We start from the raw sequence: 14,310 nt of genomic DNA, 5'->3' as shown, positions 1-14,310 counted from the left end.
TTTACTGCTGGCTGCTCTTGGGCACCTCCAGGACAGCCCCCCTGTTGCCGGATGTGACCATGGCGGCGTATCTTGCGAGATAGCCTGTGGTGATCCTGGGCTGTCTGGGCTGCCAGTTGGCCTTCCTCTTGGCCAGCACTTCCTCCGGCACGTCAAGCTCGATGGTCAGGGCCGGGATGTTGATCTTGATGATATCCCCCTCTTCCACAAGAGCGATGGGGCCGCCCACTGCCGCCTCCGGCGACACGTGGCCGATGGATGCGCCCCGGGAAGCGCCGCTGAAGCGTCCGTCTGTGATGAGGGCCACGCTGGAGCCAAGGCCCATGCCCGCAATGGCGGAGGTAGGATTGAGCATCTCCGGCATGCCGGGCCCGCCTTTTGGTCCCACATAGCGGATGACAACCACATCTCCCTCTTTGATCTGTCCTCCCTTGATGGCTGCAATGGCATCCTCCTCGCAGTCGAACACTCTGGCCGGTCCCTCGTGCACCAGCATTTCCTCCACCACGGCGGAGCGTTTTACCACGCTTCCGTCAGGCGCCAGGTTGCCTTTCAGCACGGCCAGGCCGCCTGTCTGGCTGTACGGGTTGTCAATGGGCCGGATGACTTCGGGGTTTTTATTGACAACGCCTGCAATGTTCTCTCCCACGGTCTTTCCTGTGACGGTCAGACAGTCTGTGTGGAGAAGATCCTTCTTGTTCAGCTCCGCCATGACAGCGTACACACCGCCCGCCTCGTTGAGGTCCTCTATGTAAGTGGGGCCTGCCGGCGCCAGGTGGCACAGATTGGGTGTCCGCTCACTGATGCCGTTGGCGAAATCAATCTCAAAATCCATGCCGATCTCGTGGGCAATGGCCGGGAGATGGAGCATGCTGTTGGTGGAGCATCCAAGGGCCATGTCAACTGTCAGGGCGTTTAAGATGGCCTCCTTTGTCATGATGTCCCTCGGGCAGATGTTCCTGCGGACAAGCTCCATGACCTGCATGCCGGCGTGCTTTGCAAGGCGGATGCGCTCAGAGTACACGGCCGGGATGGTGCCGTTTCCCCGAAGTCCCATGCCCAGCACCTCGGTCAGGCAGTTCATGCTGTTTGCTGTGTACATGCCGGAGCAGGAACCGCAGGTGGGGCAGGTCTTATTTTCATATTCCAGAAGCCCTTCGTCGTCCAGAAGGCCCGCCGCGTTAGCTCCTACAGCCTCAAACATGCTGGAGAGGCTGGTCTTCTTTCCCTGTACTCTGCCAGCCATCATGGGGCCGCCGCTGACAAAGATCGTTGGAATGTTGATCCTTGCGGCTGCCATCAGAAGGCCCGGCACGTTCTTGTCACAGTTGGGCACCATGACCAGTCCGTCGAACTGGTGGGCCATGGCCATGGCCTCTGTGGAGTCCGCGATCAGGTCTCTTGTCACCAGGGAGTACTTCATGCCGATATGTCCCATGGCAATGCCGTCACAGACGGCAATGGCCGGGAACACGATGGGCGTTCCGCCCGCCATGGCAACTCCCATTTTTACAGCCTCCACGACCTTGTCCAGGTTCATGTGACCCGGCACGATCTCATTGTGGGAGCTGACGATACCGATCAGCGGTCGGTCCAGTTCCTCCTTCGTAAGTCCTAACGCGTTAAATAGGGAACGGTGGGGCGCCTGCTGGGCCCCTTTCTTCACATTGTCACTTCTCATATTGTTCTACCTCCATCTACAATTCACACAATATTACGCAATATGCGCAGCGATCAGGTCGCCCATCTTTTCTGTGCCCACCTGGCTCTTGCCATCGGACATGATATCGATGGTCCGCCAGCCTTCCTTCAGCACATCAGCCACAGCCTTTTCGATGGCGTCCGCCTCCTCGTCCAGGTCGAAGCTGAACCGGAGCATCATGGCCGCTGACAGGATGGTAGCGATGGGATTGGCAATGCCCTTGCCCGCAATGTCCGGCGCGGAGCCGCCGCTTGGCTCATACAGTCCGAATTTTGTCTCATTGAGGCTGGCGCTGGCCAGCATCCCGATGGAACCGGTGACCATGCTCGCCTCGTCGGAGAGGATGTCTCCGAACATGTTCTCTGTCAGGATGACGTCAAACTGCTTCGGATCCTTCACAAGCTGCATGGCACAGTTGTCAACGAGCATATGCTCCAGAGTCACCTCCGGGTAATCCACGGCGACCTCCTCCACAACCTTTCTCCACAGTCTCGAGGAGTCCAGCACATTCGCCTTGTCCACGCTTGTCACTTTTTTGCGGCGCTTCATGGCTATGTCAAAAGCCCGCTTTGCGATCCGGCGTATCTCGTTCTCATTATAGGTGAGTGTGTCGCAGGCTGTCATCACTCCATTTTCTTCCACGGTCTTCCGCTCTCCGAAATAGAGTCCTCCGGTCAGCTCGCGCATGATCATCATGTCAAATCCGCCCTCTGTGATCTCTTCCTTCAGCGGGCAGGCGCCTTTCAGCTCCTCATAGAGGACCGCGGGTCTTAAATTTGCAAAAAGGTTTAAGGCTTTCCGGATCTTCAGAAGGCCTGCCTCCGGCCTCTTGTCCGGCTCAAGCTGATACCACGGGGAAGTCTTTGCGTCCCCTCCGATGGAGCCCATGAGCACCGCGTCGCACTCCTTTGCTCTCCGGATCGTGTCATCCGTCAGCGGCACGCCATGCACATCAATGGACGCGCCTCCCATCAGCAGCTGGTCGTAATCCAGTGTATGCCCGTATACTTCTCCTACTCTATCCAACGCTTTCATGGCCTCTGTGACAATCTCCGGTCCGATGCCATCCCCTTTGATAACTCCGATCTTGAGGTTCATATGCTCCTTCCTTTCTATGTACAACAAATTTCGCTATTTCATAATCATATCGCATTTTTGACGGTGTTTCAACCCTTTACTCTGTAAAAGCGCAAAAAAGTAGAGTGTCCTCTGTTTTCACCGCTGGTGTAGGAAATCTCCACGGATGTCACGTCTGTCGTGAGGGGTTCTGTCCTGTAGCTGACCTCACCGGTCACATCGGTGACGGACCCGTCACTCCATTTTGCCTGCACAGCCATACCTGCGGGATCAAAGGTCTCTCCCTCTGTGTAGACTGTCTTCTGCGGCGCTGCCGCGATGGACACAGAGTCCAGCGTCGCAGGCTCTGGCTCTGGTTCGGGTTCAGGCTGCGGCTCAGGTTCGGGCTGTGGCTGGGATGCCGCAGTTCCCTGATTTACGATCTGCACATAATCTGAAGAGATGTATGCGTACATGCCGTCAAAGCTGTAGACACCGCTCCCCCCTACAACAGAGCTTCTGCCGCTGTCCAGCACCGCGTCGCTCTGGATCTGATAAAATCCGTTTTCCGGAGTGCTGTTTTTGATAAAGACAGCGTAATTGGAAGCCGATCCTGTTGTGTAGAGGACAGTGGATGAAGCGGTCGCCGGTATCCAGGACAAGTCCCGGCTTTGGCTCGCCGCGGTCACAAAAAAAGAGCCGGCATTCCAGCCAGCCCCTTCAGCATTCCGCTTTATCTTTTACTTACTCCGCATCCGCCTTCTCTACCTGTGCGATAGCTGCCTTCTGCATGGGGATACGGCAGTTCTTGTTGCTTCCAAACTCCACGATCACGTCATCGTCTGTGATGTCGATGATCACTCCGTAGAATCCGCTTGTGGTGAGCACTGTGTCACCCACCTCCATATCAGCGATCATAGCTGCGACTCTCTTCTGCTCCTTCTTCTGAGGACGCATCAGGATAAACCAGAAAGCGCCGATGATCACAGCATATAAAAGGATCAGCCCTATGGGGCTGTTCAAAAAGCTGCCCGCTGCCAAAGTATACATAAACATTTCCTCCTAAATCACTCACTTTTTGACACTATTGTAATCATACACAATATCCGGGTTTTCATCAAGAGTTTTTTTCCGGTATATTGTTTTTTTATAATTATTTTCCGCCCTGCAGGCTCTCTAAAGTCCTCTTCTTGTACTCTTTGTAGCTGCCCTCGTCGATAGCCTGGCGTATCTCCTCCATCAGGTGATTGTAGAAATACAGGTTGTGGAGCACGCACAGCCTCATCCCCAGCATCTCCTTCGCCTTCAGGAGATGACGTATATACGCCCGGGAATACCTGCGGCAGGCCGGACACTGGCAGCCCTCCTCGATAGGGCGCTCATCCAGCTCATATTTCGCGTTGAAGAGATTTCTCTTTCCCTGCTTTGTGTACACGTGTCCATGGCGCCCGTTCCTGCTGGGATAGACGCAGTCAAAGAAGTCCACACCCCGGTCTACCGCCTCCAGTATATTGGCAGGCGTCCCTACTCCCATGAGATAGACAGGCTTATCCTGGGGAAAGTGGGGTACGACCGCATCCAGTATGCGGTACATCTCCTCATGGGACTCACCCACGGCAAGTCCCCCCACGGCATAGCCGTCCAGGTCCATGGCCGCGATCTCCTCCGCGTGTCTTATGCGGATATCCTCGTAGACTCCCCCCTGATTGATGCCAAAGAGCAGCTGACGGCGGTTGATGGTATCCGGCAGACTGTTCAGCCTGTCCATCTCCCTCTTGCATCTCTCCAGCCACCTTGTCGTCCTCGCCACGGATTTCTCCATGTACTCCCGGTCCGCCACGCTGGATGGACACTCATCAAAGGCCATGGCAATAGTGGAAGCCAGGTTGGACTGGATCCGCATGCTCTCCTCTGGCCCCATAAAGATCTTTTTCCCGTCTATATGAGAGTGAAAATAGACTCCCTCTTCCTTTATCCTGCGCAGGCCTGCCAGGGAAAACACCTGGAACCCGCCTGAGTCTGTGAGGATGGGCTTTTCCCAGGACATGAACCTGTGCAGTCCGCCCAGCTTTCTGATGACCTGGTCGCCCGGTCTCACGTGGAGGTGATAGGTGTTGGACAGCTCTACCTGTGTTCCGATCTGCTCCAGGTCCGCCGTGGACACAGCCCCCTTGATGGCAGCGACCGTTCCTACATTCATAAATACAGGGGTCTCTATGACCCCGTGTACTGTGTGGAGCCGGCCCCTGCGGGCCGCCCCGTCTCTTTTTATAAGCTCATACATTCTGCAAATTCCTTATCTATCCTTAATAGTGGCACACAACCGGTGTGCCTGCCTGGATGTTATCATACACCGTTCCGGCCACTGACGGCGGCAGGTTGACGCAGCCGTGAGAGCCGTTGCCCTGGTAGATAGTACCCCCGAAGGAAGAACGCCAGTTGGCATCGTGAAGTCCGATACCGCCGTTGAAAGGCATCCAGTATGTGACCGGTGACTCCCACTCATATGTCCCGTCCGGCAGCTTCGGTCCCCGCAGGGTCGTGTTCATCTGCTTGTAGGCCAAAGAGTACACTCCCTGGGGCGTACCATTGCCCTGGGTCGGGTCACCTGTGACGCAGTCCGTCTCGACCACGCACTGGCCGTTTACATAGACCCACACATGCTGGTTGGTCAGATCGATCTCCACATAGCTGCTGCCGTAATCATTCCCCTCGTGGGAGGCAGCCCGCCTTGCGTACTGGGGCTCTCTCGTCACGGTCTCCGCATTCTGGATATTGGCAGTGAGAGCATTGTACTCTGCCTCCTGGTCGATCTGCCAGCCGTAGGAGCCGCCGGACACCTCCACGGTATTACCAAGGCTCGTGACAATGGTCCTCGTCTTTCCGTAGGTGTCGTACTTATTTGCCAGCTCCTGGATGTAGGCACGCACCGCATCCTGGTTAAAGGTCACGTTCATGCTGTCGTCCACAGTCACCCACTGGGAGATGACAGAAGAATCCACCACCTCTGTATACGGGCTGAAATCATAAGTAATATTCGCCCCCAGATAGCTGTTCATAGCATCCCTGGCTGCCGCCACCTCCGGGGAATCGGCCGTGAAGGCGGGCATCACATAGCAGCTCTCCGCCTCCATATCCAGAGTGGACTGAAAGCCGCTTATGGCCGTATTGACCGCCTCTGTAAACTTCTCCGTGTCGATCTGGGAACCGATGACCTCGTCCTGGATGACGAATTCCGTATCCTGGAATACCGGGCGTGCCGACTGGGGCGCCGTCTGCTCCTCAGGCAGCATGCACGTCAGCCCCGCGATCACTTCACTCAGCTTGTCCTTGTCATACTCCACGCCCACGGAAGCCTCGATGTCCGGGTGGTCCCAAAGAGCCGTGATCCAAAGAAGGGGATTCTGCTTTTTCAGGAGCTCATCCACACCATCTCCGTCCACATAGGTGAGGTCTATGTCATCTCCGTCAATGGACTCTGTCCCGCCGTCAATCTCCTCCAGAGTCAGCTCGTAGTCCTCGACCTGTCCTTCCATATAGCTCTCCACGGCACTGACTGTCTGAGCGGAAAACACTGTTCCATTGATCTTTGTATAGAAGAAGAAATGTCTTGTAAAAAACAGGGCCATGCCAAGGTAGGCAAGCACCAGCACACCCAGGATGACAAGAAGGATCGTCAGAGCCTTCTTCCTTCCCTTCCCGCTCCCGCCTTTCTTCTCCTCTTCCTCTGTCTCGTCCTCATCAGTCATAAACGAGTCCTCCCCGTCCTCTTCCCTGTCATAAAACTCTTCATTATCATCCAGACGGATCACGCTGTCATCCTCATCAAAGGGCTCTGCTCCGCTGCCGTCCTCTTCCTCCTGCCCCTCTTCTCCGAGCTCCTCCGCAAGCTCCTGCAGAGAAGCCATATCCGGCTCCTCCTCTTCCTGCGTATCCTCCCGGGAGGAGCCCTGCAGGCCATCATAGATTTCTTTCATAGTCTCTTCAAGGATCTCTTCCGAAGAGCGCTCGATATCCTCCCTGCTGTTCTCTCTACTGCTCATAAAAATCTGCTCCCTGTTTCTATTATTTATACTTATTTCTACTTATAAATACACTTTTACACAATACGTAGTAATTATAGTGTCCTTGCTTTCTCTTGTCAACAATGCGCCTCTTGTTTATAATAAATCTTAATATATCTTAACAGGATTTAACAAACAATTCACAAAATAAAGGAGCGACACATCATGGCAGGTTCTACACTCGGAACACTATTCACCGCCACCACCTGGGGAGAGTCACACGGAGCTGCTCTGGGCGCCGTCGTGGACGGCTGTCCGGCAGGGCTGTCCCTCTGTGAGGAGGACATACAGCGCTACCTGGACCGCAGGAAGCCGGGGCAGGGAAAATTTACCACAGCCCGGAGAGAGGGGGACAGGGCTAAAATCCTCTCCGGCGTGTTTGAGGGAAAGACCACCGGGACCCCCATTTCCATCCTGATCGAAAATGAGGACCAGAGGTCACGGGACTACAGCGCGATCAAAGACTGCTGCAGGCCCGGACACGCGGATTACACCTTTGACCAAAAGTATGGCATCAGGGACTACAGGGGCGGCGGGCGCTCCTCCGGGCGGGAGACAGCCGGGCGGGTGGCCGCAGGCGCGGTGGCCGCAAAGCTGCTGGCCGAGCTGGACATCCGGCTTACCGCCTACACAAAAGCCATCGGAGATATCAGCATCCCCGATGGCGCGTATGATTTCAGTCAGATCAAGGAAAATCCTCTGTACATGCCCTCCCGCTCCCACGCAGAGGAAGCGTCCGCCTTCCTGGAGGACTGTATCAGAAGGCAGGACTCCGCCGGGGGAGTCATCGAATGCAGGATCGACGGCCTTCCCGCAGGCATCGGCGAGCCTGTCTTCCACAAGCTGGACGCCGCCCTGGCAGGGGCCGCCATGTCCATCGGCGCTGTCAAGGGCGTGGAGATAGGCGACGGCTTTGCGGCTGCCCGCTCCTTAGGGAGCAGGAACAACGACCCCTTCTACGCGGACGACAGCGGCGTGCACAAGCGGACAAACCATGCGGGAGGCACTCTGGGCGGGATCAGCGATGGCAGCACCGTCATCCTGCGGGCCGCCGTCAAGCCCACCCCCTCCATCTCCCGGGAGCAGGACACGGTGGACAGGGAGGGGAACAACCTGAAGCTCTCCATCCGGGGCCGGCACGACCCGGTCATCGTCCCCCGGGCCGTTGTGGTGGTGGAGTCCATGGCCGCCCTCACGGTGGCTGACCTCCTCTTGATGCGCATGAGCTCCCGCCTCTCTGATATTAAGGATTTCTACAGCCGTCTGTAGATGGGCAGCCGGCCGCCCGACAACCATTCTGCTACACCTGGAAGCATCCTCCTCCGATGAACTCCCGCAGCAGGGAATTGGCCGGCACGAGGGTGCTTTCAATTCCCACGAAATAATCCAGGAATTTCAGCAGCCTCTTCGCCTCCAGATATTCCGGGCAGTCCCTCTCGATCCCGAAGAGGAGCGGCTCTACGTACTGCTTCAGCACCGCCAGCTCATAGATCAGGGCAGAGTTGAACATGATGTCCGCCTCCTCCTGGTAGGGGAAGATGTTCTTCTCCTCCCCCCGCCTCACAGAGGGCCACATGGCGATGGTCCTCCTGGCCGAGGAGCCTCTGGTCCGTGCGTCCCTGACAAGCCGCCGGATCAGGCGGCCGTCTGTGGTGGGGATCCGGTTGTGCTCGTCTATGTTGAGCTGGGTCAGGGCACTGATGTAGATCCGGAATTTATTCTCATCAGGCAGGGACAGGGTCAGCTTTGGGTTGAGGCAGTGGATGCCCTCGATCACAAGCACATCCTCAGGCCCCAGTTTTTTCGGCTTTCCCCCGAATTCCTTATGCCCCGTCTTGAAATTAAAGGTGGGCAGGACAACCTCCTCTCCTCCCAGCAGCCGGCTCATCTGGTCGTTGAAGAGATCCGTGTCCACCGCCTCCAGGCACTCAAAGTCAAACTCCCCGTTCTCGTCCCTGGGGTTATCCTCCCGCTCCACAAAATAATTGTCCACGGAAATCGGGTGGGGCACCATGCCCGCCGCCCGCAGCTGGATGGAGAGCCGATGGGAAAAGGTGGTCTTCCCGGAGGAGGAGGGCCCGGCAATGAGGACGAATTTGGCCTCCTTCCTGCCGGCGATCTCCTCCGCGATCTGGGCGATCTTCTTCTCCTGGAGGGCCTCCTGCACCAGTACCATATCCCGCATGTCTCCGCCCTTTGTGATGCGGTCGTTGAGGGCCCCCACCGTCTCGATGCCCTGCATATCCCCCCATTTGGTGGACTCCTTCATGACCTGGAAAAGCTTGCTTTTTGGTGTAAATGGGGCCAGACTGCGGGGCTCCTTCCGGGAAGGCATCTGGATGACAAAGCCCTCATCGTAGAGGTAGAGGGCAAAATACCGCAGATAGCCGGCCGACGGCACCATGTAGCCGTAATAGTAGTCCTCAAACTCATTCATGCTGTAAATGTTGACCTTGGAGACGCGGCGGTACTCAAAAAGCCGCTCCTTGTCGTGCATGCCGTGCCTGCGGAACAGGGCCACTGCGTCGTCTGTATGTATGGTCCTTTTGCGCACCGGCATATCTTCCTCCACCATGGTGCGCATCCTCTCTTCCACCTGGTCCAGGAAGGAGCGGGTCAGGGAGAAATCCGCATCCATGGTACAGTAATACCCGTCCCCCATGGAGTAGTGGACCCGCACCTTCCGTATCCCCTCATGGTGGGCGGCATCGTAGATGGCCTTGACGAGCATGAGGCACATGCTCCTCTTGTAGGTGCTGTGCCCGATCTCATCCCCGGTCGTCTCGAAGACAAGGCTGCAGTCCCCCTGCAGAGTCTTGTGGAGCTCCTGCAGCTTCCCGTCCACAAAGACGAGCACGATATCATTTTCATGGTTCTTCTGGAAATCCCCGGCGATCACCCTGTAGGGCGTGCCCTCCGGATACTCCCTTTTCTCACCGTCCGCCTCGATACGATACATCTTCCGCTCCATGACAAACCTCCTGTATGCTCCTGTTTTGCGGCAGCATCCTGCCTGTCACACGATCTGGAATGGATGGCACACCGGCGCCGCCTTCACCTCCACGCCCTCCAGCCTTTCTTCCAGATACGCCTTTACATCTTCGATAAAAATGTGCTCGATCCCGTAATGCCCGGCGTCGATGATAGCCAGGCCCTGAGCCACCGCGTCAATGCCGGTGTGGTGGTCGATATCCCCTGTGATGAGCACATCCGCCCTCTTGTCAAGGGCCGCCTTCACCATGCTCTTCCCGGACCCCGGGGAGATGGCGATCCTGGACACCATCCGGTCCATGTCCCCGAACACCTTCACCGCCCCCAGGTGGAACCGGTCCTTCACAGACCAGCAGACCTCCTTAAGGGGCACCGGGCTGGCCAGGTCCGCCACCCTGCCGATCCCCTCCGGCCGCTCTCCCTCTCTTGTCACCTCCAGCACCTCCGGGTCCCTGAGGGCCATCTTCTTCCCCGACAGCTCCGCCATCCCCAGCACATCGTAGTTGGTGTGCATGGCATAGCAGGAAATATCGTTCTGTATCAGCTTCAGGATACGTGCTCCGATAAAGTCCAGATTGTTGATCCTCTTCAGGCCGGAGAAGATCATGGGGTGGTGGGTCACCAGCATGTCAGCCTTCCACCGCACTGCTGCCTCAATGGCCGCGTCATCCGCGTCCAGGGCCACATAGACGCGGCTCACTTCCTTGTCGTCTCTCCCCACAAGGAGTCCCACGTTGTCCCAGTCCATGGCATAGTCGGCCGGGTAGGCCTCCTCGATCACATCCATCACTTCTTTACAAAGCATCCTCTCACCCGCTCCTTCCTTCTATTCCCCGGAGGCCTCTGCCGGCACATCTGCATAGACAGCCAGCGCCTCCCGGATTTCTTCCAGCTCTTTTTCTACATCCTTTTCCCGCAGAAGGGCCCCCGGCGTCCCCGCGGCCAACAGCCGCTTGCGTATGTCCTCACGTATGCGGCGTTCCCGCAGGAGGTACTCCCGCAGCACCGGATGACGGCGTTCCAGCAGATCCCTGCCGTACAGCAGCTCCACCCTGGACCAGGGCCGTATCTCCCCTGCGTGGACCGCCTTCATCATGGGATAGTACTTTCCGTCCTCCTCCACCATCTCCTCCCGCACAATGGTGCAGCCTTCTCTCTCCAGATATGCCCGGACCCTCTCGATCTCCGACTGGGGCTGGAGCACAAACTCCTTTACAGAGGCAGTGACGGCCGGATGTGCCTCAAGGATATGTATCACCAGGCCGCCGCCCATGCCTGCTGCTATGATCGTATGCACCTCCCCGGGCTTTAATGCGGAAAATCCGTCCGACAGGCGCAGCTCGATCCTGTCTGCCAGCCCCTCCGACAGGACGTGTTCCCTGGCTCTCTCAAGGGGGCCCGCATTGACATCCATGGCGATCAGCCTTACGGAGGGGTCCCTTTTTGCCAGCCAGATGGGAATGTATCCGTGGTCCGTTCCTATATCCGCGACAGAGGCGCCCTCTGTCACAAGACCTGCCACGGCAGATAGTCTCTTTGATAGTTCCATAGGCGCCTCTTTCTTAATCCAGATAATCTCTCAGTTTTCTGCTGCGGCTCGGATGCCGGAGCTTGCGGAGCGCCTTCGCCTCGATCTGACGGATACGCTCTCTCGTGACATCGAACTCTTTTCCCACTTCCTCCAGGGTGCGGGCCCGTCCGTCGTTCATGCCAAAACGAAGCCGGAGCACCTTCTGCTCCCTGTCTGTCAGGGTATCCAGCACCTCGTCCAGCTGCTCCTTGAGAAGTGTGGCAGCTGCCGCCTCCGCCGGAACCGGCACATTGTCGTCCTGGATGAAATCTCCCAGATGGCTGTCCTCCTCCTCTCCGATGGGCGTCTCCAGGGACACCGGCTCCTGGGAAATCTTCAATATCTCACGGACTCTGTCCACAGGCATGTCCAGCTCCTCCGCGATCTCCTCCGGGGTGGGTTCACGGCCCAGCTCCTGGAGCAGCTGTCTGGAGACGCGGATCAGCTTGTTGATGGTCTCCACCATATGGACAGGGATACGGATGGTCCTTGCCTGGTCCGCGATAGCTCTGGTAATGGCCTGCCGTATCCACCATGTGGCGTAGGTACTGAACTTGAATCCCTTCTCATAGTCAAATTTTTCCACCGCCTTGATAAGCCCCAGGTTTCCCTCCTGGATCAGATCCAGGAAGAGCATGCCTCTTCCCACATAGCGCTTGGCGATACTCACCACAAGGCGCAGGTTGGCCTCTGCCAGACGTTTCTTGGCATCCTCATCTCCCTCTGCCATCCTCTTGGCGAGGTCCACTTCCTCCTCCGCCGACAGGAGGGGCACCTTTCCGATCTCCTTCAGGTACATGCGCACCGGGTCCTCGATGCTGATGCCGTCGGGGACAGACAGGTCTATCTTCTCCATATCAACCTCGTCCTCATCGGTCAGCATCAGATCCGCATCGTCCGGTCCCTCATCGTCGTCATCCATCCGGAGCACATCGATGTTGTTCGCCTCCAGATACTCAAAGACCTTGTCCATCTGGTCGGAATTCAGTTCCATGTCCGCAAAGAAATCATTGATCTCCGTGATCTCCAGCACATTTTTCTTCTTCCTGGCAAGAGCCTTCAGTTCATTCAGCTTCTCCGTAAATTTTACCATGTTCTCGTCCATGCAGTGTCCATCCTCTCATTGCTTGTTTATATTTTATCCCTAATTAATAGAAATATGCAGTTTGTCCGGGGCCTGCAGCGCCCGCTTCTCCTCCATCAGCCTCTGGAGTCCGGCGATATCAGTAGGGGCCAGCCGCCGGGCCGCCTCCTCTATGCTGTTCTCCTTCACCCGCAGGATCGTCTCCCTCAGAGCCTTCTCCTGCTCCTTTACGGTGGGGAGCTCACGGATCCTTGTGTTGAACAGCTCCGCCACCCGCCGGTGCTCCTCCTCGTCCGTGAAGCAGCTGATGATCCGGGCCGGATTCACCTCTCCCTCCTCGTACTGCTGGTACAGCTTCTCCGCCACTGTGCGCAGCAGGTCCTCCGTAAAGTCAGACGGGGAGATATACTTCTGTATCTGGCGGAAGATGTCCTCCCCCTCCAGCATCCAGGTGAGGAGTATCTTCTGGGATTTCAGGTGCCTGTCCTCCTTCTCCTTTTCCCGGTCACCGCTCGTCCTGGGCCGGGTGGCAGGCTTTGCCAGTCCTCCCTCCACAGCCATGCGTGTCACCAGCTTCCGGAGGTCCTGACTGCTGACCGAGTAGGCCTTTGCCACAGCGTCTATGTAGTTGCCCCTCTCGATCTCCTCGTCAAAGGTGTTCAGCCGCCGGGCCGCCTCCTTCAGGAAGCCGGTCTTTCCCTCCGGACTGGCCATGTCGTAATCTTTCTCCAGCATTTCCAGGTCAAACATGAAGCTGTTCCTGGCGCCCTGTATCCGCTCCTCAAAGGCCTCCGCCCCCAGGTTCTTGATAAATTCATCCGGGTCCTTGTAGGGGTCCATCCGGATGACCCTGGCCGTGATACCCGCTGCCCGCAGGATCGGCGCAGCCCGCAGGGCCGCCTTGGTCCCCGCCTCGTCGCTGTCGTAGGTGAGGTAGACCTCCTTCACATACCTCTTGATGAGGGAGGCGTGCCCCGGCGTCAGGGCCGTCCCCAGGGAGGCCACCGCGTTGGTAAAGCCTGCCTGGTGCAGGGATATCACATCCATGTATCCCTCGCACAGGAGAAAATAGGGCTTTCTCGAGGTCCGGGCCCTGTGCAGGCCGTACAGATTGCGGCTCTTGTCAAAGACAACTGTCTCCGGCGAATTCAGGTACTTGGGCTTGGCGTCGCCCATCACCCTGCCTCCGAAGCCGATAACGCGGCTGTTGGCGTCCATGATGGGGAACATGACCCTGTTCCAGAACTTGTCGTAGGGGCCGTGCTTCTCATCGATGGAGATGAGCCCCGCCTGGGACAGGATATCGTCGCTGTACCCCTTTGTCTTCAGGTACCGGTACAGGTCATCGCTGTACTTGTTGGCGTAGCCCAGGCCGAAGGCCAGGATGGTCTCGTCGCTCAGCTCTCTCTTTTTCAGATAGTCGTAGGCCGTCTTTCCCTGGGGAGCCTTGAGCTGGGCGTAAAAATATTTGGCCGCCAGCTTGTTGATCTCCAGGATCCTGGCACGCAGGTCCGCCTTCTGCCTTGCCGCTTTGGAGTACTCCTCCTCCGGAAGCTGGACCCCTGCCCGCTCTGCGAGGAACTTCAGGGCCTCCACAAAAGAATAGTTCTCGTACTCCATCAGGAAGGTAAACACGTTGCCTCCGGCCCCGCAGCCAAAGCAGTAGTACATCTGCTTGTCCCTGCTCACCGAAAAAGAGGGGGATTTTTCGTTATGGAAAGGGCAGAGACCAAAATAGGAGCTGCCCTTTTTCTGCAGTTTTATGTAGCCTGATATCACATCCACAATGTCATTTCTCGATCTGACTTCCTCGATCACTTCGTCCGGATAATACATCAGCTGT

At 57.1% G+C, this 14,310-nt stretch carries 12 protein-coding genes; 1 reads left to right on the top strand and 11 read right to left on the bottom strand.

Translation table 11 applies throughout. The features are described from left to right. Window position 1: 1 nt before the first annotated feature. The 6 genes from ilvD to B5E62_RS00810 all read right to left on the bottom strand — a co-directional run bounded on the left by ilvD (window position 2) and on the right by B5E62_RS00810 (window position 6,801). On the bottom strand, window positions 2-1,681 hold the full coding sequence (gene ilvD, locus B5E62_RS00835) for a dihydroxy-acid dehydratase (protein ID WP_087172874.1): 1,680 nt from the start codon (window positions 1,679-1,681) through the stop codon (window positions 2-4). Window positions 1,682-1,714: 33 nt separating this feature from the next. Continuing rightward, window positions 1,715-2,800, bottom strand: a complete 1,086-nt coding sequence (gene leuB / locus B5E62_RS00830; protein ID WP_087172873.1) for a 3-isopropylmalate dehydrogenase — start codon at window positions 2,798-2,800, stop codon at window positions 1,715-1,717. Between the two features lie 68 nt (window positions 2,801-2,868). Next, the gene (locus B5E62_RS00825; RefSeq protein WP_087172872.1) at window positions 2,869-3,420 is read right to left on the bottom strand and encodes a hypothetical protein; all 552 of its coding nucleotides are present in this window, start codon (window positions 3,418-3,420) and stop codon (window positions 2,869-2,871) included. Window positions 3,421-3,502: 82 nt separating this feature from the next. After that, window positions 3,503-3,808, bottom strand: a complete 306-nt coding sequence (gene yajC / locus B5E62_RS00820; protein ID WP_033125393.1) for a preprotein translocase subunit YajC — start codon at window positions 3,806-3,808, stop codon at window positions 3,503-3,505. Between the two features lie 103 nt (window positions 3,809-3,911). Beyond that, window positions 3,912-5,042 carry a tRNA guanosine(34) transglycosylase Tgt gene (tgt, locus tag B5E62_RS00815; protein WP_087172871.1) on the bottom strand — a complete coding sequence of 377 codons (1,131 nt, stop codon included), beginning with the start codon at window positions 5,040-5,042 and terminating at the stop codon, window positions 3,912-3,914. A 22-nt stretch (window positions 5,043-5,064) separates the two neighbouring features. Beyond that, window positions 5,065-6,801 carry a L,D-transpeptidase family protein gene (locus B5E62_RS00810; protein ID WP_087172870.1) on the bottom strand — a complete coding sequence of 579 codons (1,737 nt, stop codon included), beginning with the start codon at window positions 6,799-6,801 and terminating at the stop codon, window positions 5,065-5,067. A gap of 186 nt (window positions 6,802-6,987) precedes the next feature. Here B5E62_RS00810 and aroC point away from each other — a divergent pair, with 186 nt between their 5' ends. Continuing rightward, window positions 6,988-8,091: a chorismate synthase gene (aroC, locus tag B5E62_RS00805; protein ID WP_087172869.1), complete on the top strand. Its 1,104-nt coding sequence runs from the start codon at window positions 6,988-6,990 to the stop codon at window positions 8,089-8,091. 31 nt (window positions 8,092-8,122) lie between these two features. On the opposite strand, the gene B5E62_RS00800 is transcribed toward aroC, so the two are convergent. Genes B5E62_RS00800 through dnaG form a run of 5 tightly spaced genes read right to left on the bottom strand, consistent with a single transcriptional unit; the run spans window position 8,123 to window position 14,303 of the window. After that, the gene (locus B5E62_RS00800) at window positions 8,123-9,793 is read right to left on the bottom strand and encodes a nucleoside kinase (RefSeq protein ID WP_087172868.1); all 1,671 of its coding nucleotides are present in this window, start codon (window positions 9,791-9,793) and stop codon (window positions 8,123-8,125) included. 45 nt (window positions 9,794-9,838) lie between these two features. After that, window positions 9,839-10,618, bottom strand: a complete 780-nt coding sequence (locus B5E62_RS00795; protein WP_087172867.1) for a Nif3-like dinuclear metal center hexameric protein — start codon at window positions 10,616-10,618, stop codon at window positions 9,839-9,841. Window positions 10,619-10,639: 21 nt separating this feature from the next. Further along, window positions 10,640-11,362: a tRNA (adenine(22)-N(1))-methyltransferase gene (locus B5E62_RS00790; protein WP_087172866.1), complete on the bottom strand. Its 723-nt coding sequence runs from the start codon at window positions 11,360-11,362 to the stop codon at window positions 10,640-10,642. A gap of 13 nt (window positions 11,363-11,375) precedes the next feature. After that, window positions 11,376-12,488 (bottom strand): RNA polymerase sigma factor RpoD, encoded by a 1,113-nt coding sequence (gene rpoD / locus B5E62_RS00785; protein ID WP_087172865.1) that lies wholly within the window; start codon window positions 12,486-12,488, stop codon window positions 11,376-11,378. 39 nt (window positions 12,489-12,527) lie between these two features. After that, on the bottom strand, window positions 12,528-14,303 hold the full coding sequence (dnaG, locus tag B5E62_RS00780) for a DNA primase (RefSeq protein ID WP_087172864.1): 1,776 nt from the start codon (window positions 14,301-14,303) through the stop codon (window positions 12,528-12,530). Window positions 14,304-14,310 lie beyond the last annotated feature (7 nt).

It is taken from the genome of Lachnoclostridium sp. An118, from assembly GCF_002160985.1.
In the GTDB taxonomy this organism is placed as follows: Bacteria; Bacillota; Clostridia; order Lachnospirales; family Lachnospiraceae; genus Claveliimonas; species Claveliimonas stercoravium.
Note: the sequence above shows the minus strand (reverse complement) of the source record. Positions and strands in the feature narration are given on the sequence as shown.

Bases quoted from the DNA above. Each gene is read 5' to 3' on its own strand.
- ilvD (WP_087172874.1), bottom strand. From the start codon at position 1,681: ATGAGAAGTGACAATGTGAAGAAAGGGGCCCAGCAGGCGCCCCACCGT.
- leuB (WP_087172873.1), bottom strand. From the start codon at position 2,800: ATGAACCTCAAGATCGGAGTTATCAAAGGGGATGGCATCGGACCGGAG.
- yajC (WP_033125393.1), bottom strand. From the start codon at position 3,808: ATGTATACTTTGGCAGCGGGCAGCTTTTTGAACAGCCCCATAGGGCTG.
- tgt (WP_087172871.1), bottom strand. From the start codon at position 5,042: ATGTATGAGCTTATAAAAAGAGACGGGGCGGCCCGCAGGGGCCGGCTC.
- B5E62_RS00810 (WP_087172870.1), bottom strand. From the start codon at position 6,801: ATGAGCAGTAGAGAGAACAGCAGGGAGGATATCGAGCGCTCTTCGGAA.
- aroC (WP_087172869.1), top strand. From the start codon at position 6,988: ATGGCAGGTTCTACACTCGGAACACTATTCACCGCCACCACCTGGGGA.
- B5E62_RS00800 (WP_087172868.1), bottom strand. From the start codon at position 9,793: ATGGAGCGGAAGATGTATCGTATCGAGGCGGACGGTGAGAAAAGGGAG.
- B5E62_RS00795 (WP_087172867.1), bottom strand. From the start codon at position 10,618: ATGCTTTGTAAAGAAGTGATGGATGTGATCGAGGAGGCCTACCCGGCC.
- B5E62_RS00790 (WP_087172866.1), bottom strand. From the start codon at position 11,362: ATGGAACTATCAAAGAGACTATCTGCCGTGGCAGGTCTTGTGACAGAG.
- rpoD (WP_087172865.1), bottom strand. From the start codon at position 12,488: ATGGACGAGAACATGGTAAAATTTACGGAGAAGCTGAATGAACTGAAG.
- dnaG (WP_087172864.1), bottom strand. From the start codon at position 14,303: ATGTATTATCCGGACGAAGTGATCGAGGAAGTCAGATCGAGAAATGAC.